The sequence below is a fragment of the Microbacterium jejuense genome (assembly GCF_019511665.1).
GTDB lineage: Bacteria > Actinomycetota > Actinomycetes > Actinomycetales > Microbacteriaceae > Microbacterium > Microbacterium jejuense_A.
The window spans coordinates 12,825-32,302 of sequence record NZ_JAEUAW010000011.1 but is presented as its reverse complement, the minus strand read 5'-3'; the positions used below and the strand labels follow the sequence as shown (position 1 = coordinate 32,302).

The 19,478-nt window shown below is 71.6% G+C and carries 18 protein-coding genes and 1 tRNA gene; 7 read left to right on the top strand and 12 right to left on the bottom strand.

Annotated elements, in window-relative coordinates; genetic code table 11:
- On the bottom strand, window positions 1-651 hold the full coding sequence (locus JNB62_RS14010; protein ID WP_220301517.1) for a PadR family transcriptional regulator: 651 nt from the start codon (window positions 649-651) through the stop codon (window positions 1-3).
- 203 nt (window positions 652-854) lie between these two features.
- On the opposite strand from JNB62_RS14010, the gene JNB62_RS14005 reads away from it, so the two are divergent.
- Window positions 855-1,712 carry a hypothetical protein gene (locus JNB62_RS14005; protein ID WP_220301516.1) on the top strand — a complete coding sequence of 286 codons (858 nt, stop codon included), beginning with the start codon at window positions 855-857 and terminating at the stop codon, window positions 1,710-1,712.
- A 64-nt stretch (window positions 1,713-1,776) separates the two neighbouring features.
- Here JNB62_RS14005 and JNB62_RS19620 read toward each other — a convergent pair whose 3' ends face one another.
- Window positions 1,777-5,724: a metallophosphoesterase gene (locus JNB62_RS19620; protein ID WP_220301515.1), complete on the bottom strand. Its 3,948-nt coding sequence runs from the start codon at window positions 5,722-5,724 to the stop codon at window positions 1,777-1,779.
- Window positions 5,725-5,992: 268 nt separating this feature from the next.
- On the opposite strand from JNB62_RS19620, the gene JNB62_RS13995 reads away from it, so the two are divergent.
- Entirely contained in the window at window positions 5,993-6,889 is an 897-nt protein-coding gene (locus tag JNB62_RS13995; RefSeq protein WP_220301514.1) for a fructosamine kinase family protein, read from the top strand.
- A 25-nt stretch (window positions 6,890-6,914) separates the two neighbouring features.
- Here the strand turns inward: JNB62_RS13995 and dcd are convergent, their stop codons facing one another.
- Window positions 6,915-7,520 carry a dCTP deaminase gene (gene dcd / locus JNB62_RS13990; RefSeq protein ID WP_220301513.1) on the bottom strand — a complete coding sequence of 202 codons (606 nt, stop codon included), beginning with the start codon at window positions 7,518-7,520 and terminating at the stop codon, window positions 6,915-6,917.
- A 79-nt stretch (window positions 7,521-7,599) separates the two neighbouring features.
- Between dcd and JNB62_RS13985 the strand changes: the two genes are divergently transcribed.
- Window positions 7,600-7,670, top strand: a tRNA-Gly gene (locus JNB62_RS13985).
- A gap of 114 nt (window positions 7,671-7,784) precedes the next feature.
- Here the strand turns inward: JNB62_RS13985 and JNB62_RS13980 are convergent.
- Both JNB62_RS13980 and JNB62_RS13975 read right to left on the bottom strand, forming a co-directional pair.
- Window positions 7,785-7,952, bottom strand: a complete 168-nt coding sequence (locus JNB62_RS13980; protein ID WP_220301512.1) for a hypothetical protein — start codon at window positions 7,950-7,952, stop codon at window positions 7,785-7,787.
- Window positions 7,953-8,147: 195 nt separating this feature from the next.
- Window positions 8,148-8,567, bottom strand: coding sequence for a hypothetical protein (locus tag JNB62_RS13975; protein ID WP_220301511.1), 420 nt, complete (start codon window positions 8,565-8,567; stop codon window positions 8,148-8,150).
- Window positions 8,568-8,679: 112 nt separating this feature from the next.
- Between JNB62_RS13975 and JNB62_RS13970 the strand changes: the two genes are divergently transcribed.
- A complete protein-coding gene (locus tag JNB62_RS13970) occupies window positions 8,680-10,671 on the top strand; it encodes an acyltransferase (RefSeq protein ID WP_220301510.1) in 1,992 nt (663 codons plus the stop codon).
- A gap of 95 nt (window positions 10,672-10,766) precedes the next feature.
- Here the strand turns inward: JNB62_RS13970 and JNB62_RS13965 are convergent, their stop codons facing one another.
- Window positions 10,767-11,534 (bottom strand): DeoR/GlpR family DNA-binding transcription regulator, encoded by a 768-nt coding sequence (locus JNB62_RS13965; protein WP_220301587.1) that lies wholly within the window; start codon window positions 11,532-11,534, stop codon window positions 10,767-10,769.
- A gap of 56 nt (window positions 11,535-11,590) precedes the next feature.
- On the opposite strand from JNB62_RS13965, the gene JNB62_RS13960 reads away from it, so the two are divergent.
- Window positions 11,591-11,950 (top strand): DUF4406 domain-containing protein, encoded by a 360-nt coding sequence (locus JNB62_RS13960; RefSeq protein ID WP_220301509.1) that lies wholly within the window; start codon window positions 11,591-11,593, stop codon window positions 11,948-11,950.
- A 14-nt stretch (window positions 11,951-11,964) separates the two neighbouring features.
- Here the strand turns inward: JNB62_RS13960 and JNB62_RS13955 are convergent, their stop codons facing one another.
- Entirely contained in the window at window positions 11,965-12,573 is a 609-nt protein-coding gene (locus JNB62_RS13955) for a uridine kinase family protein (RefSeq protein WP_220301508.1), read from the bottom strand.
- Window positions 12,574-12,604: 31 nt separating this feature from the next.
- Here JNB62_RS13955 and JNB62_RS13950 point away from each other — a divergent pair, with 31 nt between their 5' ends.
- Window positions 12,605-13,144 (top strand): GrpB family protein, encoded by a 540-nt coding sequence (locus tag JNB62_RS13950; RefSeq protein ID WP_223231151.1) that lies wholly within the window; start codon window positions 12,605-12,607, stop codon window positions 13,142-13,144.
- Window positions 13,145-13,356: 212 nt separating this feature from the next.
- Here JNB62_RS13950 and JNB62_RS13945 read toward each other — a convergent pair whose 3' ends face one another.
- Entirely contained in the window at window positions 13,357-14,259 is a 903-nt protein-coding gene (locus JNB62_RS13945) for a carbohydrate kinase family protein (RefSeq protein ID WP_220301506.1), read from the bottom strand.
- A 207-nt stretch (window positions 14,260-14,466) separates the two neighbouring features.
- Between JNB62_RS13945 and JNB62_RS13940 the strand changes: the two genes are divergently transcribed.
- Window positions 14,467-15,030, top strand: a complete 564-nt coding sequence (locus JNB62_RS13940) for a hypothetical protein (RefSeq protein WP_220301505.1) — start codon at window positions 14,467-14,469, stop codon at window positions 15,028-15,030.
- Window positions 15,031-15,042: 12 nt separating this feature from the next.
- On the opposite strand, the gene JNB62_RS13935 is transcribed toward JNB62_RS13940, so the two are convergent.
- The 4 genes from JNB62_RS13935 to kduI all read right to left on the bottom strand — a co-directional run bounded on the left by JNB62_RS13935 (window position 15,043) and on the right by kduI (window position 19,450).
- Window positions 15,043-16,788 (bottom strand): glycoside hydrolase family 35 protein, encoded by a 1,746-nt coding sequence (locus tag JNB62_RS13935; protein ID WP_220301504.1) that lies wholly within the window; start codon window positions 16,786-16,788, stop codon window positions 15,043-15,045.
- Window positions 16,785-17,438 carry a bifunctional 4-hydroxy-2-oxoglutarate aldolase/2-dehydro-3-deoxy-phosphogluconate aldolase gene (locus tag JNB62_RS13930; protein WP_220301503.1) on the bottom strand — a complete coding sequence of 218 codons (654 nt, stop codon included), beginning with the start codon at window positions 17,436-17,438 and terminating at the stop codon, window positions 16,785-16,787. Before JNB62_RS13930 ends, JNB62_RS13935 begins: the two co-directional genes overlap by 4 nt.
- A 79-nt stretch (window positions 17,439-17,517) precedes the next feature.
- Complete coding sequence (locus tag JNB62_RS13925) at window positions 17,518-18,435, bottom strand: sugar kinase (RefSeq protein ID WP_220301502.1); 918 nt, start codon at window positions 18,433-18,435, stop codon at window positions 17,518-17,520.
- Window positions 18,436-18,604: 169 nt separating this feature from the next.
- The gene (gene kduI / locus JNB62_RS13920) at window positions 18,605-19,450 is read right to left on the bottom strand and encodes a 5-dehydro-4-deoxy-D-glucuronate isomerase (protein ID WP_308291812.1); all 846 of its coding nucleotides are present in this window, start codon (window positions 19,448-19,450) and stop codon (window positions 18,605-18,607) included.
- Window positions 19,451-19,478: the final 28 nt, after the last annotated feature.

Below are 19,478 nucleotides of genomic sequence, written 5' to 3'. Positions count from 1 at the left end.
TCAGGCGCCGTCGGGGTGGTCGTGCTCCCACACCTCGCGGCCGGGAGCCAGCATGTCGCGCACCTGCTCTTCGTTGGCGGTCGCGGGTGTGACCGTATCGGGCCATGAGGCGATCTGCTGCTCGGCCCAGTCCGTCCACGTCAGGATGTGGTCGTAGTGCCCGATCATGAACGTGTTGGCGAGGGCGAAGAGGTGGCGGCGCTCGGGGAACGTCCCGCCGGTGGCGCTGATGTACGCCGCGTACCGGGCGAACATGTCGCGGTTGGCCAGCGCGCTCTCGCGCGTGCGCTGCAGCGTCGCCCGCAGATCGTCGAGCGACCCCTGGTCGGCGAGCAGCACGCGCACCATGCCCTCGAACTCGACGCTGGGCGGACGCGGCGGCGTGCCGAGCCATGCCGCGAGCGCCTCGCGCCCGGCGGGCGTGATCGAGTAGACGGTGCGGGCGCGCTTGCCCGTGTGCTCCTGCCGAGTGTCGACGTACCGCAGCTCGGCGAGGCGGTTGAGCACCGCGTAGCGGCCGCGGTCGGCTGAGGGCCACAGCTCGGCCACTCCGCGGCCGAGCTGTTCGGCCAGCTGGTAGGCCGACCAGTCGCGCGCCGCGAGCAGTCCGAGCGTGAGGTAACCCGTCGTCGAGAGTTCGCGGTCGGGCACGGAGGATCCTCTTCTGTGACGTCGAACGGAAAACACTAGCGCGCGAACGCCCCTTCGAGCCTATACTGCAAAGTGCAGTAAAACCGACGCGACCCGAGTGGGGGCCCGGGACCGTCACCGCGGCGGGCGTCTGGGGGCGCCCGCCGCACACTCGTCTCACGCATGCGGCCGCCGCCGCGATCGTGTGAGGCAGGATGGTGTCGATGTCAACGCCGACCGACCCTCCGCACGACGAGCTGCGCTCGCTCCGGCGGCGTGCCTACGGCCCCGACGCCGACATCCACGACGATCCCGTGGCGCTGGCTCGCCTGCAGCAGCTCGAAGCGGCGCAGCGCGCGGCCGCCGCACCGGCCGACGCCGAGCCGTCGCCGTCCGCCGAGACGGATGAGCGGGTGGATGCCGCGGCCTCGACTCCCGCCGATGCCGAGGCCGACGTCGCCGGCGCCGGCGGCGCGGAAGCGTCCGAGTCCACCGCAGCGGACGACGCGCCGGGCATGCGCGCAGCGCAGGAGGACGGCATCCCCTCCCCCGACGCGGAGACGGACGAGCCCGAGCGCACGCGGCCGTGGTGGCGCCGGCAGCGCGTGCTGTGGGCGGGATCGCTCGTGCTCGCGGTGCTGCTGGGCGTGGGGCTGACGCTGTCGGTGCAGTCGATCACGTCAGGCAAGGTCGCGACGCTCGGGGTGGACGAGGACGGCGAGTGGCCGACGCAGAGCTTCGGCGACAAGCCGCCGGGCGCTCAGCAGTTCGACGAGTTCCACGGGCTGACGGTGTTCGGACTCAGTCAGGGCTTCGGCGGCGGGGTGGACCAGGTGTGCCTCTCGGTGCAGTCGACGCCCGACGGCTCGGGCAACATCGGCGCCTGGGGCTGCGGCACCGTCGACTTTCCGGCCGCGGCATCGCTCATCGTGACCGAGACGGCGCCGCGCGAGCTGCGCGAGGCGTTCGCCGTCGGCACCGCACTGCAGTTCGTGCTCGACGGCAGCCAGGTGCACGTGTACGCGAAGGCGCCGGGCGTCACCGGCTCGACCCCAGCGTCCGTCCCCGCGGACCGCGACTGAAGCGCGACGCGCCGTCCCGACCCTCGCGGGGCCGGGACGGCGCGTGCGTCTCAGCGCTGTGCGGTCACTCGCCGGACGGCGTCGGCGTCCCCGACGGTGCCGGGGTGGCCGACGGCGTCGGGCTCGGCGTCGGCGCGACCGGCGTCGGCGTCGCGTACGGCGCCAGGTCCGGCGTGACGGCATCCTTCTTCGCGCCGCTCGTCACGAACACGTTCGGCAGCGAGGCGGTGCGTCCGCCGCCGGCCGACTCGGCCACCACGAGCCACGCGTGGGCGGTTCCCTTCTTCAGACCCGTCCACGCCACGGACGCCACCTCGCCCGAGCCGACCGTCGACTCGCCGACGACCGCGACCGGGTCGTACAGCGCGAGCGAGTCCGTCTGGAACGACGTGGTGCGCGAGGTGAGGTCGACCGGCAGCACCATGTTGTCGGCCGACGGGTCGTAGCGCATCGCCGGATCGTGCTCGCCGGCCCCGAAGTCGTCCAGGAACGGCGAGTACGTGTCGACGATCATCTCGCTGCGGTCCACGTCGAACTGCAGCAGACGCAGGTAGCTCGCGCCGAACCGCAGCTGATCGGTGGGCGCGTACCCGCCGATGTCGGTCAGACCGAGGTCGCCCGCAGACACCGTGTAGTTCTGGTAGTCCGCGAGCAGCTCGACGACGCCGTGCGCGACCTGGCCCACCTCGGGCTTCACGTTCGTGCCCACGCCGTGCACGTGCCCGGCGAGCACGAGGAACACGTTGGGGTTGCCCTCGACGACCGTCTTGAACAGCATCGACCCGTCCGGCGCGGCGTACGGCGCCGCGCGACCGTCGCGCTGCGGACTCGCGGCGAGGTAGTCGTGCGACAGCAGGATGCCGTTGCGCTCGGGGTACCGCTTGAAGATCGAGTCCGCCCAGGCGGCCTCCTCGCGCGTCACCCCGTACGACAGGCCCACCGACACGAAGTCCAGGCCGCCTGCCGAGAACAGCGTGTAGTTGTTCTGGTTGTCGCCCTCGCGCCACGGACCGCCGTACTCGGCGTTGATCCACTGGTCGTCCGCCGCCGTGTAGCGGTCCGGCCCGAAGTACTGGTTGTACATCGCTCCGGGGCCGTCCTCGGTGCCCGAACGGTTGTCGTGGTTGCCCGCGATGACCTGGTTGGGCACGCCGGCGGCATCCAGGATCTCCTGCTGACGCGAAGACACCTCGAACTCGCCGACGACCTCCCGCATCATCGCCTCGTCGGCGGGTGTGCGGATGTTGTTCTCGATGATGTCGCCGGTGTGCGCGACGTACTCGATCTTGCGGTCATCAGCGTTGGAGGCGATCCAGCGCGTGATGTCGCCGTACGCCTTCTCCCAGATGGCGCGCTCCGCCTCCGTCTCCTGCTCGGTGGCGCCCTCCGACAGGTACTGCGTGTCGGTGAAGTGGGCGATCGAGAAGTCGTACGACGACGGGTCGGCGAAGCCTTCGGCGCCCGCGTCGATCTCGTCGGCGAAGGGGTCCTCGCCCGTGATCATGACGTGCACCTGCTGCCCGTCGATGTACCGCTGGTCGACGATGGCGCTCAGCTGCGTGTCGCCCTCGAGCGTGCCCCGCGAACTGGCCAGCACGTCCCAGGCCGAGGTCTGCAGGTTCCACGCGCGCAGCGAGACGACGCGGGTCGGATCGATGACGCCCTCCCAGCGCAGCACCGGATCGGCGACCCGGCCCTTGATCTGCACGTCGAACCGCTGGAACGACACGTCGCCGCTGGCCGGCGAGTCGAGCGTGTGCCCGTCGCCGGGAGCGAGCGCCTTGGTGCTGCCGATGTTGCTCTCACCCGCGACCGAGAGCGTCGTCGGCACCTCCGGCGCCGACCCCTGCCAGCCCTGGTTGGGCGTCAGGATCTCGGCCTGCTGGAACGTCGCCGTCACGTCGCCGCCGTCGGGCTCCGACACCTTCGCCTGCAGCGTCACGCTGCCCGAGACCCCCGTCGTGCCGCCCGCCGGGGCGAGTTCGGCCGGTGCGTCCGGGATGCCCGCAGACGTGAACACGATCTCGCGCGTCGCCGTGTTGCCGAGCGCGTCGGCCGCCTTCACGGCGATGGTGTGCGGACCCGCGCCGAGGCCCGGACCGACCGCCGCGCCCAGCGCGATCGGCTGGCCGTCGAGCGTGAGCTCGGGCGTGCCGACGAGGCCGGTCGCGTCGTCGAGCTCGACGTCCAGTGCGACGGCCTGGGTGATCGTTCCACCCGATGCCGGCACGCTCGACGCCACGACCGGTGCCGAGTTGTCGGTGAGCAGGGTACGGGTCGCCACCTCGCCGGTGGACGATGCCGCCGCCACCGCGTGCGCGCCGTCGGCGAGCGCGGTGGTGTCGACGTCGGCGCGCAGGCCCTGGGCCGTGGCATCCGTCACGAGGAAGTGCAGGTCGACCTCGCGGAACAGGTTGATATTCGACCCGCAGGTGCCGTCGCCGAGTGCATACGACGACTTCGCACGCTGCGGGGTCGCGGTGCCCGAAGCCGGGGTGAGCGCGACGTCCGAGATCGTGAAGTCGTCGCGGTTGCAGCCGGTCGCGGTGGTGCCGGTGACGAACTCGACCGTGTTCCAGCCGGGCAGCAGCCACTCGTTGGGGATCACCACGTTCGCGCGCTCGTTCACGAAGTCGCCACCGAGCACGTAGCGCACGCCGTTGACGTACAGCAGGTTCGCGAACGTCGCGTCGATCGAGTTCGAGCCGACCGTGAAGCTCAGCGTCGCCTCGCCCGAGCCCAGCGTGGGCAGCACGGCCACGCCGGGAGCGTCGATCGTCCAGTGGGTCTGCGCCGTGCGCAGCGCCGTCGTCGACGAGCCGCAGTTGCCGTCGCCCATGGCGTAGCTCGCGGCGATGTCGACGCCGGAGGCCGTACCCGTGCTCACCGACAGGCCGAGGTTCGACAGCGTGAAGTCGTCGAGGTTCGCCCCGCACGTCGAGCTGATGTCACCCGCGACGATCTCGATCACGTTGTCTCCGGGAACGAGATAGCGGTTGGGCACCGGCACGTCCACGCGCTGGCTGACCCAGTCGCCGAGGATGTCGACCTTGCGGCCGTTCACGAGCAGGTGGTTCTGGTACCGGTTCTCGATCGAGTTGGACCCGACGTCGAAGCTGAACGTCGACGAGCCCGCACCGAGGCTCTGCGCGGCCGCCGGCTGCGCGCCGTCGATGGTGAGGGATGCCACACCGCCTGCCGCGTCGGCCGGACGCGCCGCCGACACCGTCTGCGTGCCGTGCGCGAGCGTGCCGTCCTCGGGCGCCACCGACGGAGCGCCGACCGGCGCGTTGTTGACCGTGACGGTGTGGGCGACGCGGCCGCCCGCGGCGGTGGTCGCGACGATCTCGTGCGCACCGTTGGCCAGCGTGGTCGTGTCGACCTCCGCCGACAGGCCCGGCGAGGCGAGCGGATCGCCGAGCACGAAGAACGAGAGCTCGGCGTGGACGATGTCGCCGGCCTGCGTGCCGCAGTCGCCGTCGCCGAACGAGAACGTGAACGGGTTCTCTTCGCCGTCGGCGACCTCGCCGAGCAGCTCGAGGCCCACATCGGTGACCACGAAGTCGTCGTAGTTCACTCCGCACGCGGCGTCGGCCGTGCCGGCGAAGATCTCGACGATGTTCTCGCCGGTCACCAGCCAGTCATTGGGAACCGGGATGTCGACGCGCTCCGACACCCACGTGCGGTCCTGGTCGATGCGGTGGCCGTTGACGACGAGGTAGTTGTGGAAGCTCAGCGCGGCGGAGTTGCTGCCGACCTCGAAGCTCAGGTGCGAGACGCCCGGCGTCGGCGCCGCACCGATCGGCACGCCGTCGATCGTGAGACTCGAGACGGGGTCTCCCGCCGTCGTGGCATCGGACGCCACGGTCACGGCGCCCTTCAGGTACACCCCGTCCTCGGGGGTCAGCGTCGGCGCCGCGGGAGGCGTGGGCTGCGGGCGGTCCGGTGGCGCAGCAGTGGCTGCGGGGGCGGCGACGGTCGACAGCACGAGCGCGCCGGCCACGGCCGCCACGACGGCGAGCGCCTTCCCTCCCCCTCTCGTGTGCTCGGATCTCTGTGCGCGGGGGCGTTGACCGATCGGCCGCATGGGGAGGCGTCCTTCCTCGTCTTCGATAGGAGGGCGCACGAGCGAGTGGGGAGATGCGCGCCCACCGTCGACTGTGGAGGCGCTATGTGAACGCTATGCGAGCACGAGACGACGGACGGGCATCGTGCCGGGAACCGCTCTCCGTCATTTCGCTGCTGCTAGTTTGTCGGGTGAGACAACAAAAGGGAGGGCCATGACGCTCGAGTGGTCTGCGGATCTTCTTCCCGGCGGCCTCCGCGCAGAGGCGGTGCGGCCGCTGACCGGCGGGTTCGCCAACCCGGTGTGGCTCTGCGTGCTCGCCGACGGCAAGCAGGTCGTCGTCAAGGCGTCGGAGGAGGACCGCTCCGATCTGTTCGCCGCAGAAGCAGCCGGCCTCGACGTCCTCGCCCGAGCGGGACGCCTGCGGACTCCGCGCGTGCTGGCCGTCGGACCGCGGTCGATCGTGCTGGAAGCGCTCGACCCCGAGACGCCCGACACAGATGCGTTCTGGCGGGACGCGGGCCGGACGGTCGCACGGATGCACAGCACCACGGCGCACGACGGCTTCGGCTGGGATCACGACGGGTGGCTGGGTCTGCTCCCTCAGCGCAACGGCTGGGATCGCGACGGCCACCGGTTCTTCGCCGAGAAGCGCGTACTGAGGTACCTCGACGAGCCGCGGGTGGATGCCGCCCTCACGGCGGAGGATCGCGCCGGCATCGAACGGCTCTGCCGCCGCCTGCCCGACCTCGTTCCCGACACCGGCGCCTGCCTCACCCACGGCGATCTCTGGCGCAACAACGTCATCGCCGATCTCGCGGGACACCCGGCGTTCGTCGATCCCGCGGTGAGCTGCACGTGGGCCGAGGTGGACCTCGCCCACATGCTCTGCTCGGGAGGCGTGCCCGAGTCGTTCTTCAGCGCGTACCAGGAGGTGCGCCCGCTCCACGCCGAGTGGCGCACGCATGCGCGCATCCTCAACCTCCGCCAGCTGCTCGCCATGCTCGCCGCCGGCATCCCGATCCCCACGATCGTCGACGAGATCCGTGACCTGATCGGCACCTATGCGGGCTCACCCGCGGGTCGGCGGCCGGGTGCCGGCGCGTCCTGACGTCGAGCCGCGCGGCGGTGTTTCTTCAGGCGCCGCGGCTGCCGGCATCCAGGACTCCCACGTCGGTGCGGTGGAAGTTCTGGAACGAACGGGATGCCGTCGGGCCGCGCTGACCCTGATAACGGTTGCCGTAGGGGCCCGAGCCGTAGGGGTTCTCGGCGGGCGAGGTGAGCCGGAAGTAGCAGACCTGACCGATCTTCATGCCGGGCCACAGCTTGATCGGCAGTGTCGCGACGTTGGACAGCTCGAGGGTGACGTGCCCGGTGAATCCCGGGTCGATGAAGCCGGCCGTCGAGTGCGTGAGCAGGCCCAGGCGCCCGAGCGACGACTTTCCCTCGAGGCGCGCAGCCACGTCGTCGGGCAGCGTGATCTGCTCGAACGTCGAGCCCAGCGCGAACTCGCCGGGGTGCAGGATGAAGGGCTCGTCGGGGTCGACCTCGATGAGCCGCGTCAGCTCCGGCTGGTCCTCGGCGGGATCGATGAACGGGTACTTGTGGTTGTCGAACAGCCGGAAGTACCGGTCGAGGCGCACGTCCACGCTCGACGGCTGCACCATGGCGGGATCCCACGGGTCGAGCCCGATCCGTCCCGCGTCGATCTCGAGCCGGATGTCGCGGTCACTCAGCAGCACGGGGCCAGCCTATCGGGGACGTCCTGTTATGCTGTCGGGGCGTCGTAACAGGCGTGCGAATGCCGGGATGCCGGCGTCCGGGGCTGTAGTTCAATGGCAGAACTTCTGCTTCCCAAGCAGACAGCGCGGGTTCGATTCCCGTCAGCCCCTCCGACGGGAGAAGAGGCGCGGCCGTTGGCCGCGCCTCTTCTCGTTCGATCCCGCAGAGGTCCGAGCGGACGCGCGGCGGCTCCGCCTGCGACCTGCTCCGCAAGGCGCCGACGTTCAGCCCGCGTTGTCTTCGCCGTCAGACGCCTCCTGTTCGGCTGCGAACATCGTGCCGAGGCCGAGGAAGTGGACCGCGGCCCCCACGATCGCGCCGATCGGGATCGCGACGAGCCACCACGCGGACTGGGTCACGGCGAGCACGATGCCGATGATCAGCGCCGCCACCGCAATGATAGGACCGCAGAGGAGCGCCGCGAAGCCGACGATGCTGCCGGCGACGCGCGCCTGTGCCCGCCACCTCGACCCCGCGGACGCGGGCAGGCTCGCCTCGTCTGAAGGCCCACGCGCTGTCACGACGCCCAGGCTACCCACCGGCACGTCGGAGCCCGAGGGCTGGGCCGCATCGCGCCGGCCCCCCGGTCAGTCCGCCCGTCGGTACGTGCCGCGCACGAGAGGGGCGAGGTCCGCGTCGGCGGGGACGGCCGTGTCGAGCTCGACCTCGAGGGAGTCGCCCGCAGCGCGCAGCCGCATGACGGTGCGACCGCGGTCCGAGCGGCGATCCAGAACGAGCGTGTCGCCGTCCCACGCGGCGGTGCCCGGAGTCTGCGGCGTGAAACCGTACGAGTCGAACCACCAGAAGCCGCCGCCCGCGACGACCGCGTGGGCGTCGAGCCGGCTGCCGTCGCGCGTCTCGACGTAGTCGAAGTGGATGCCGTCGGGCCCGGGTCGCACGTCGATCGAGGCTTGCGCCGTCCCGGCCGCCGTCCAGGCTGTCGGGAAGAGCTCCTCGTCTCCCGTCCAGGCGCCGATCAAGGACTCGAACCGCGGGGAGGACGTCACGCCTTGAACCTAGCGGCCGGCGATGACGGGCTGCAGGCGACACGGCGCGGATCCGTTGCGCGCCGGGGGTTCGGCCCGGCGGGTGCACGGCGGTCGAACCATACTGGGATATATGCCCGCCATCGCCGCCCACGAATACTCGCCCTGGGACTTCTGGCGTGAAGCCTCCGCCGACGACCGGGAGGCGCAGCTCGCTCTGCAGCACGCATTGGTCGACGGACGCCCTGATCATGAGCTCGGCGACGAGTGCTTCATCTCGGGCCTCGCGTCGATCGACAACGATGCTCTGCGACTGGGCGACCGCACGTACGTGGCCGCCGGCGCCTATCTCACCGGCGACCTCACGACGGGCGCGGATTGCAGCGTCAACCCGTACACGGTGATCCGCGGCAAGGTGACGATGGGCGACGGCGTGCGCATCGGCGCGCACACCTCGATCCTCGGCTTCAACCACTCCATGGAGTCGGGCACGCCGGTCTTCCGCCAGCCCCTCACGTCGAAGGGCATCGTGATCGGCGACGACGTCTGGATCGGCTCGCATGTCGTGATCCTCGACGGCGTGCACGTCGGCTCCCACTCCGTGCTCGCGGCGAGCGCTGTCGTCACGAAGGACGTCCCCGACGGCGCGGTCGTCGGCGGCAACCCCGCCCGCTTCATCCGCTGGCGTGTCGAACCCGACGACACCGGCATCGCACCGGACGCCGCCGCAGAAGCGGCCGCCCGTGCGGAGGACGACGCCACCGCCCCTGTCGAAGAGGACGTGGATGCCCCTGCCCTCGGCCTGCTGCCGGCCCTGGCGGGCGGCCACCCGGGGCGGACCCTGTCGGGTGGGGACACTCCGGCAGCAGCGCCTGCCACCGACGTCGACTCCGCCTCTGAACCCGGCGCCGAGCTCGGCCCTGCCGCCGCTCCGGGTCCCGAGCACGACCACGAGCCCCGGCCCCAGCCCGGCCCGGTGGCGAGCGGGATCCCGCGTGGTGCCGCGCCGACCCTGATCGCGCCCGCGCGCGCGACCGCAGACCACACCGACGGCCTGGCCGAGCGCGCGGCCCGGTTCGCCGCGCAGGCGAAGGCCGAGGCATCCACTGTTCTTCAGCGTGCGTGGCGCGAAGACCTCGGGCTCTTCGCAGACCGGCCGGGCGCCGCGCCGACGGTGCGCGCGCAGTGCGACGCGATCGAGATCGCCGATGTGCTGCTCGGAACGGCCCCCGCGCAGGCGACGGCGGCCGCGCAGATCCGGCGACTGCAGGACTGGCAGGATGCCGCGACGGGCGGTGTCGCGCCCCTCGGAGCGGACGGGCAGCCGGAGGCGGGGCTCGGGTTCTCGCACCCGGACGTGGCGTACCACGTGCTGAGCGTCGGATACGCGCTGGATCTGCTGGGGTCGTCGTTCGCGGCTCCTCTCACGTGGGTGACGGCGGCGACCGCGGATCGGGTCGTCGCGTTCTGCGAGAGTCTGCCGTGGGGCACCGACGCGTGGGGCGCCGCGCACCACGTGGACGGCTTCGGCACGGCGATCCTGTGGACGAAGCGCGCAGGGCACGACATCGTGCCGGGTGTGGAGGAGGCGCTGTTCGGGTGGCTGCTGCTGCACGCCGACCCTCACACCGGCATGTGGGGCTCGCCTGCGCCCGATGGCGACCTGCTCCCGGTCGTCAACGGCTTCTACCGCGCGTCGCGCGGCACGTTCGCGCAGTTCGGCGTGCCGCTCCCCCACCCCGAGCGCGTCATCGACACGGTGCTGCGGCACGCGCGGTCGCCGCGATGGTTCGCGCCCGGCGCGCGCAACGCCTGCAACGTGCTCGACGTCGCCCACCCGCTGTGGCTCACGCGTGGCACCGGCTACCGCGCCGACGAGGTGCGCGAACTCGCCACACGTCTGCTCTCGGACGCGCTGCACACGTGGGCGCCCGGCGCGGGGTTCTCGTTCCGCGAGCCGTCGCCCGCCGCGCGTGGGCTCGCCGACACCGAGCCCGGACTGCAGGGCACCGAGATGTGGCTCGCGATCCTGTGGTACCTCGCCGACCTCGCCGGCGTGTCAGGCGCCCTCGGCTATCGTCCGCGCGGCGTGCACCGGCCCGAGGCTGCGCTCACGCTGCCGTAGCGGCCGTCACTCCCCCGCCTGATCCGACGGCCAGACCTCGGTGACGCCGCCGCAGCGATGCTCTGCCGCACAGCCGAGACGGAGAGGGGATGCCGTCACGCCGCGGCTGGTGCCGCCGGAAGAAGCACCGCGCCCGCGGCGGTGAGCTCGCGCACGATCGGCTCATCGTCGGCCGCGTCGGCGATGACGCCGGCCGTGGCGTCGAAGGGCAGGACCCGGAAGCGCGAGGCGGCACCGATCTTGTCGGAGCTGGCCAGGACGTAGGTGTCGGCGGCGCGGGAGGCGAGCGTGCGCTTCATGGCCGCCTCATCGGGGTCGCCGGTCGTCAGGCCCGCTGTCGGGTGGACGCCGGTGACACCCAGGAAGAAGGCATCCGCGCTGACGGCGTTCGCGGCTTCGACGGCCGCGGCGCCGCACGCGACGGCGGAGTGCTTGAACAGCCGGCCGCCGATGAGGAAGACATCGGCTGCATGGTCGAGCAGCGCGGCGGCGACCGTCGGGCTGTGGGTGATGATCGTGCACGGGAACGACCGGGGCAGCGCGTCGACCATCGCCAGGGTCGTGGTGCCTCCGTCGAGGATCACGGTGGCCCCGGGTGCGATGAGTGCGACGGCCGCCGCCGCCACACGTCGTTTGCTGTCGGGCGCAACGGCGGTGCGGGTGGCGTAGTCGGCGACCGCGGGCGACGCCGGCAGCGCGCCCCCGTACACGCGCACCGCGAGTCCCTGCGCGTCGAGTTCGCGGAGGTCGCGCCGGATGCTGTCCTCAGACAGGCCCAGCTCGCCGGCGAGCTCCTTCGCGACGACGCGTCCGTCGCGCCGGAGTCGTTCCAGGATGAGGTCCTTGCGCGCGGCGGCCAGCATGCGGTCTTCCTGTTCTTGCACGATTGTGCGCTATGTTGCCTGTTATGAGCCATCCTATGCTGATCCTGATCGCCGGACCCTACGCCTCAGGCACCGGAGGCGACCCCGCATTGATGGCGCGGAACCTCGCGCGGCTCGAGCAGGCGGCGTGGCCGATCTTCCGCGCCGGGCATGTCCCGATGATCGGCGAGTGGGTGGCCCTCCCCGTGCTGGCGAGCGCCGGTGCGACCGGTCCGGCGGATCCGCTCGCCGCGGACGTCATGTACCCCACCGCCGAGCGCCTGTTGCAGCACTGCGACGCGGTCCTGCGGCTGCCCGGCGACTCCCGCGGCGCCGACCAGGACGTCGCGATCGCGGAGGCTCGCGGCATCCCGGTGTATCACTCGCTCGAAGACATCCCCGGCATCGCAGCCTGAGACGGCGCCTCGCGTCAGCGCGTCTCGGGCGGGGCGCTCTGCGCCTCCCGCGCTCCTGGCGCGTACAGCACGTCTGCGCGCTCACGCGGGGCGAAGCGAGCGGCGAAGTCACGTTCGTTCGGAACCCAGACGTCGTTCCACAGCGCGGTGAAGTCACGGCCGAGTGCGGCATCCCGAGCCATGCCTCTGCGCCGCGCGGTCGCGAGATCGACGTCGCACCAGACGGTGAGGTCGAGGGCCGGGAGCGCGACGGGATGAAAGAGACCGATGAGGTCGACGATCATGATCCGTCCGGCCGGCACCGGCTCGGGTGCGGCGAGGGTCCGGGCCGCCCAGTCGTACCGGCGGAACTGGCCCGCCCGCTCCGCACGGAATGGTTCGAGCACCTCGGCGACGAGGCGCTCGCGTTCGACGCCGTCCCAGTCCGTCGACCGCCGGTGCGACCGCGTCGGATCGAGGAAGTCGTCGCCGCGCATCCGCACGGCCCTGTCGAGGCGACCGACCAGCGCACGGGCGAGGGTCGACTTGCCCGAGCCCGCATACCCCGAGACGCCGATGACAACGGGATGGGATGCCGCCACCGCCGCTCCGTCGATCGCGCGGGTCAGCTCGTCGAGGTCCATCCGGCTCAGGCTAGCTGGAATGCTGGAGCGCATGGCCATCACCGTCGTCCCGTACTCCCCCGAATGGCCGCAGCAGTTCTCTCGCATCGCTGCCGACCTCGGACGCTCGCTGGCGGGCGTGCCCGTCGTCGCGATCGAGCACGTGGGGTCGACGTCAGTCCCGGGGCTCGCGGCGAAGCCGGTTATCGACATCGACGTCATCGTGCGGCGCGAACACGTCGACGCCGCGATCGCGGCACTCGTCGAGGCCGGGTACACGCACCGCGGCGACCTCGGGGTGACCGACCGGGAGTCGATGGCTGAGCCCGACGAGCCGCGGCGCAACGTGTACGTGTGCGTGGAGGGCACACTGCACGTGCGCAACCACCTGGCAGTGCGCGACATCCTGCGGCGCCGACCCGACCTGCGCGACCGGTACGGCGCGGTCAAGTCAGCGCTGGCGCAGAACCCCGGCCTGGACATCGGCGCGTACCTCGCGGGCAAGTCGCCCGTGCTGCAGGAGGTGCTCGCCGAGTCCGACCTCACCGCCGCCGAGAAGGACGCGATCCTGCGCCTGAACACGGGCACGTGAGGTTTCGTCGGTCGTTGAGCGAGCGAGACGAAACGCCCTCACGGCGACACACCCGGTCGTTGAGCGAGCGAGGAACGAGCGAGACGAAACGCCCCCGGCCGCACGAACCACCCCCGCGCCAGAACGCGTTTCGTCTGCGGGCGCTAGAGCGCCCTCCGCTCAACGACCGCGGCACACCCAGTCGCCCTGACCCTACGGACGACCCAGCGTGCTCAGCGCGCCGGCGACGCTCCCGCGACCGCGGGGTGCAGGTGCTCGGACCCCAGCGCGACGGTCGCCTGGCGGGCGCCGGCGACGAGGCATCCCTCGAGGTGTTCGCCGGCCAGCGACGCCGCGAGGAAGCCGGCGAAGAACGCGTCGCCGGCGCCGTTGGTATCGACGACATCGACAGGGGCGGCGGGCACCTCGGCCCGCTCGCCCGTCGACGAGAGCGCGATCGCGCCCCGCGCGCCCAGCGTGCAGACGGCGAGGCGCGGGCCACGGTCTAGGCAGCTCTGCATCAGCGCCCACGGGTCGTCGGTGCCGTCGTCGTTCATGAAGACGACGTCGGCCGCGCGCACGAAGGGCTCGTGGAACGACGACGTGCCGTCGTAGTCATGCAGGTCTGTCCAGATCGGCGCACCGACAGCACCGGAGCGGCGCCGATCGATGAGCGCAGCCCCGAGTTCGCTGAGGTCGACGACCGCGACCTCGGCCCCGCCCAGCGCGGTCTCGATGCGCTCCAGAGTCTGGACGGTCGGCGTCGATGGCGTCGAAAGGTACAGGCTCACGCGCTCCCCCGCCGGCGTCATGAGATTGGCATGCCGCTCGGTCCGCTCCGAAGCATATGCCGCGACGGGAACATCCGCCGCCGTGAGTGCAGCTTCGACGCGATGGCCCTCTTCGTCATCGCCGATCAGCGCGTGCAGTGCCACCGCGACGCCTCGATCGGCCAGGTGCAGCACCTTGCCCGCGGAGGTTCCGCCCAGCGTGTGGTGGTCGCCCACCGCGAACTGCATGTGCGCCACGGGCTCAGGCAGCCGGTCGAGCACGATCAGGTGGTTCCACGACGCCGGGCCGCACACGGCGACCCGCGCAGCGGCGGTCTGGGACGGAGATACGGGAGTGGGAGGCATCCGCTCAGTCAACCAGCTTTCGCCCGGAAATGTAAGCGCTTGCAGGCGCATCTACGACGATGCCGCATCGTGATCTTGGAGGCGGACCCGGTCGACTAGATTGACGTCATGCGTCGATATGCCGTTCCGGCAATACTGGTCCTCGGTCTCGCGATCACCGGCTGCGCACCGCAGACCCCGCCACCGGGGGCAACCGAGCAGCTTCACATGTCCGCGTCGGGAACCCCGATCGCGTCGACACCGACCCCGGTGGCCGCAGACAGCATCGTGATCGATCTCGATGGGCTCAGCACCATGCACGCGGGCGAGGCCGCGACATACGACTACGACGATCCCGAGCCCATGCTGGCCTTCATCGAAGAGGTCACGGGCGTTCCCCGCGCTGGTGAGGACATCCTGGACCCGTGGGGCAACGGCGACGTCTGGGGCAAGAGCTACCGGTGGGACGACATCACGGTGACCGTGCTTCTCGATGGTCCGGCCCACGTCACGGTCGAGTCGCCGACCATCGGCGATGCCCCCGTGACGGTCGCGGGCGGAGTGGCGGTCGGCTCTACACGCGCCGAGGCGGTCGCCGCCGGCGCCTGGGACGACTGGGATGCCGACGGCGACGGCGTCGCCGACAGTCTCGGCATCGACGAACGCCCCGTCGAAGACACGCAGTCGCTGAGCCGCCCGGGCGAGGTGGGTCGCCAGTACGTGGCGCTCCGGTTGACCGGCGACACCGTCACAGCCATCGCCTCTCCCGACAACGACTTCTCCGACATCTGAGCCCGGCGGCGCCTACTCCTCGCGGGGCCCGAGGGCGGGCTCGGCGACGAAGCGCACCACGGGGTCGGCGACGCGGTCGAGTTCGATGACCACCACGGTGTTCTCGCCCGGGCGGAGCGCCGCGGCGGGCACGTACAGGGTGCGCTGCGGGCCGTTGGACCAGTACCGGCCGAGGACGAAGCCGTTGACGACCGCGTAGCCCTTGCCCCACCCGGCGGTGTCGAGGAAGAGGTCCGCCGTCTCGTCAAGCGCGAACGACCCTCGCAGCACGAACGGGCCGACCGCAGCCGGTGCGTCGCGGACCGCCGCGGTCGCGGCGGCCGCTGCGAGCGCAGCGACATCGATCGGGGTCACGCTCCATCCGGTCACCGGCACGCCGTCCAGGAACACACCGCCGACCAGGCCTTTGGCCTCGCCGAGCCGCACGTCGTAGTTCACGCGGCCCTGCTCCTCGACGAGCACGCGCAGGCGCCCCGCGGGCACGACGAGGGCGTCCTCGCCGCGCGTGCGCGAGAGCGTGCCGACCGTCACGCCGTCGACCGAGACCCACGCGTGGTCGCGCACCTCACCGAAGCGCAGCACTCCCCCGGTCGCCAGCTCCGTCTCGTAGGCGACCAGGGCGCTCAGGTGTCCCAACTCTTCGAACGTCGGCGGCGCCTCGTGGGACGAAGGGGATGCCGCACCGTGCGCCTCGACCGGCTGCACCGGCACCTCGAACGCGGGTGCCACGTCGCCGGACGACGGCAGCTCGCCGGGCACCGGCGCGTAGGTGGCGATCACGTCGCGGAAGGCGAAGAACTTGTCGGTGGGCCGGCCCGCCTCGTCCAGCGGCGCGTCGTAGTCGTACGACGTCACGATCGGCAGGTAGCGCCCCTTGTGATTCGCCCCGTTGGTCAGGCCGAAGTTCGTGCCGCCGTGGAACATGTAGAAGTTCACCGAGGCCCCGGCCGCCAGCAGCGCGTCGAGCTCTGCGGCCGAGTCCGCAGCAGAGGTCGTGTGGTGCGCTGCGCCCCACCAGTCGAACCACCCGTCCCAGAACTCCGCGCACATGAGCGGGCCCGTCGGCTGGTGGCGGCGGAGCGTCGCGAGGCGCTCGGCGGCACGGGATCCGAACGAACCCGTGAGGTGGACGCCGTCGACACTGCCGTCGCTGAGCATCTGGTCGGTCGGCTGGTCGATGGTCGTGAGCGGCACCGTGATGCCGGCATCCCTCGTGACCCGCACGAGGTGCTCGAGGTAGGCGGTGTCGGAGCCGTACGCGCCGTACTCGTTCTCGATCTGCACGAGCACGACCGGTCCGCCCCGGTCGATCTGCCGCGGTGCGACGATGTCGTACACGCGCTGCAGGTACGCCGTCACCTCGGCGAGGTACGACGGCTCGGAACGGCGCAGCCCGATTCCCGGCATCCCGGTCAGCCACACCGGCAGTCCGCCGTTATGCCATTCGGCGCATATGTACGGGCCGGGGCGGACGATGGCGTGCATGCCCTCTGCGGCGACGAGGTCGAGGAAGGCGCCGAGGTCGTTCCAGCCGGTCGCGTCCCACTCGCCGCGGACGGGTTCGTGGGCGTTCCACGCGACATACGTCTCGATGGTGTTGAGGCCCATGAGCCGCGCCTTGCGGATGCGGTCCGCCCACTGGCCGGGGTGCACGCGGAAGTAGTGCAGCGCACCCGACAGCACGCGGTAGGGCTCGCCGTCGAGCAGGAAGTCGGTCTCTCCGATCGCGAACGAGCGCGGCGTGGCCGGCGCGGTCACTGTACGGAGCCCGTGCGAGCCTGCAGCACGGCGGCGAGGCGCTCCAGCTGCGACGCGTCCTCGAGCGCCGAGCCGACGGCGGCGACCCGGACGCCGGCGGCGAGGAACTCCTCGACGTTCGACGCGTCCAGGCCGCCGGTGGCCACGAACCGCACCCGCGGGAACGGGCCGCGGATGTGCTTGAACCAGCCGCTGCCGAGCCACGTCGCCGGGAAGGCCTTCAGCCACGTCAGCCCGAGCGCCACGGCCAGCTGCACCTCGCTGGGCGTCGCGACGCCCGGGAGGATCGGGATGCCGGCGTCCTGTGCCGCCCGGACGACGACCGGGTCGAGCCCCGGCGAGACCAGGTACGCGGCACCGGCGTCGGCGGCGAGCGCCACCTGCGCGGGCGTGATGATGGTGCCGGCGCCGACGATCTTGCCGCGCTCGGCCGCCGCGGCGACGACGGCCCGCAGGGCGCGTTCGTCCTCGTCGGTCTGCAGCGGCACCTCGACGGAGTCGATCCCGAGGTCCCACGCCGTCTGCGACAGCCGGACCGAGCGTTCGACGCCCATGCCCCGCAGGATCGCCATGAGCGGTGCGCCCGCGAAGGCGGTCTCGAACCAGTCGCCGCGGCCGGCGGCATCCACGTCGGTCGTTTCTGCGGTCATCAACGGTGTCCTTCTCGAAGAGTCGTGTGTGCGTGAAGGGTTCTGGGGCGCGCTCCGCACGTGATGCGCCCCGAACCCGTCATGGTCTGGGGATGCCGGCGGCCGGTGCCGCGGCGGCGGGCTCGTCGATCGAGTCCGTGGTGGTCCGCAGCGTGCGGGCCGCACGCGCGTGGCCGGCGCGCAGGCTGTCGGAGAGCGAGTCGCCCGACAGGCGTCCGGCCAGGTAGCCGCCGGCGAACGCGTCTCCCGCGCCGACAGCCTCGACGACCTCGACGACGAGCGCGGGCTCGAACACCTCGTCGTCCGCCGTGAACACGGTGGCCCCGATCGAGCCGTCCTTCACGACGAGCTCCGGCACGTCGGAGAGGAGCCCGCGGGCATCGCGGGCCGAGGCCGTGCCCCACAGCGTCTCGGCCTCGTCGCGTCCGACGAGCACGATGTCGGCGCTGCGGGCCAGATCGAGCAGCGCCGGCGCGGCGACCTCGGCGCTCCACAGCGGAGCGCGGTGGTTGACGTCGAACGACACCTGTACGCCCTCTGCGCGGGCACGCTCGATGACGCGCGCCAGGAACGAGGCGGCCGAGGTCGAGATCGCGGCGGTGATGCCCGACACGTGCAGCAGGTCGACACCCGCGAACGACACCGTCTCTGCGTCGAGCTCGCACAGCGCCGAGGCGGCCGAGCCGTCGCGGTAGTACAGCACGCCGTTGCCGGGGTCCTTCACGTACAGGCCGGTGCGGCGCGTCTCGTCGTACACGACGCGCGACACGTCCACGCCGCGCGCGGTCAGCTGGCGCGCGATGCGGCGGCCGAGCGCGTCGGCCCCCAGGCGGCTGAACCACACGGCCCGATGCCCGAGCGCGGCCACATGGGCGGCGACGTTCGACTCGGCGCCGCCGGCATCCAGCAGGAACTCGTCGGCGTCGGCGACGGGGGCCGCAACCACCGGCGCGACCATGGCCATGGTCTCGCCGATGGCGAGCAGAGTGCGGGGCATCGCCCCAGCGTATCCAGGGTGCTGCATCCCTCGCTCCTTCGTCAGCCCCACCGACCGTGAGACCGCACGGCGCGGCCGAGACCCTGGGCGCTACCCGGGGTCTCGGCCGTCCGCTGCGGTCTCACGGAGCCGGCAGGGTACGAGCACGACCGCACGACCGTCCGGCCGGTCACCGCAGGTCGGTGACGGGGGCGGCGTCCATGTCGTCGAAGGCCTGGTTCTCGCCGGCCATCGCCCAGATGAACGTGTACGCCGACGTGCCGACGCCCGAGTGCAGCGACCACGACGGCGAGATGACAGCCTGGCGGTCGGCGACCACGAGGTGGCGGGTCTCTTCGCGCTCGCCCATCAGGTGGATGACGCGGGCGTCCTCGGGCAGGTCGAAGTACAGGTAGCACTCGGTGCGGCGGTCGTGGGTGTGGGCCGGCATGGTGTTCCACATCGAGCCCGGGTGCAGCTCGGTGACGCCCATGACGATCTGGCAGCTCTTGACGCCGTTCTCGTGGATGTACTGGTTGAGCGTGCGGCGGTTCGAGGTGACCTGGTCGCCGAGCTCGCGCACCGTGCCCTCGCCGGGCGAGACGAGAGCAGCAGGATAGGCGGTGTGCGCCGGGGCCGAGAAGAGGTAGAACTGCGCGCCGCCCTCGGAGTCGGCGTCGGCGAACGCCACGTCCTTGATGCCCCGGCCGAGGTACAGGCACGCGCCCTTGACGAGCGTGTAGACCTCGCCGTCGGCGGTGACCGTGCCGGTGCCGCCGACGTTGATGATGCCGACCTCGCGGTGCTCGAGGAAGTAGTCGCTGCGGATCTCGGGGTAGCCGCCGAGCTCGAGCACGCCGCCGGCCGGCACCGCGCCGCCCAGCACGATGCGGTCGTGGTGGGTGTAGGTCAGGCGGATCTCACCCGGCACGAACACGTCGGGGATCAGGTAGGTGTCGCGCAGATCCTGCGTGGTCATGCCCGGGATCTGGGCGGGGTTGGTCGCGTAGCGCTGCGGGATGTGCTGCTCGGTCACGAGTTCTCTCCTGGTTCTGCGTGTTCTG

Excerpts from the sequence above, each read along its gene's own strand:
- JNB62_RS13995 (WP_220301514.1), top strand. The coding sequence starts at position 5,993 with ATGACGCTCGAGTGGTCTGCGGATCTTCTTCCCGGCGGCCTCCGCGCA.
- JNB62_RS14005 (WP_220301516.1), top strand. The coding sequence starts at position 855 with ATGTCAACGCCGACCGACCCTCCGCACGACGAGCTGCGCTCGCTCCGG.
- JNB62_RS13925 (WP_220301502.1), bottom strand. The coding sequence starts at position 18,435 with ATGCCCCGCACTCTGCTCGCCATCGGCGAGACCATGGCCATGGTCGCG.
- JNB62_RS13930 (WP_220301503.1), bottom strand. The coding sequence starts at position 17,438 with ATGACCGCAGAAACGACCGACGTGGATGCCGCCGGCCGCGGCGACTGG.
- JNB62_RS13970 (WP_220301510.1), top strand. The coding sequence starts at position 8,680 with ATGCCCGCCATCGCCGCCCACGAATACTCGCCCTGGGACTTCTGGCGT.
- JNB62_RS13965 (WP_220301587.1), bottom strand. The coding sequence starts at position 11,534 with ATGCTGGCCGCCGCGCGCAAGGACCTCATCCTGGAACGACTCCGGCGC.
- JNB62_RS13940 (WP_220301505.1), top strand. The coding sequence starts at position 14,467 with ATGTCCGCGTCGGGAACCCCGATCGCGTCGACACCGACCCCGGTGGCC.
- JNB62_RS13960 (WP_220301509.1), top strand. The coding sequence starts at position 11,591 with ATGCTGATCCTGATCGCCGGACCCTACGCCTCAGGCACCGGAGGCGAC.
- JNB62_RS13950 (WP_223231151.1), top strand. The coding sequence starts at position 12,605 with ATGGCCATCACCGTCGTCCCGTACTCCCCCGAATGGCCGCAGCAGTTC.
- JNB62_RS13945 (WP_220301506.1), bottom strand. The coding sequence starts at position 14,259 with ATGCCTCCCACTCCCGTATCTCCGTCCCAGACCGCCGCTGCGCGGGTC.
- JNB62_RS13955 (WP_220301508.1), bottom strand. The coding sequence starts at position 12,573 with ATGGACCTCGACGAGCTGACCCGCGCGATCGACGGAGCGGCGGTGGCG.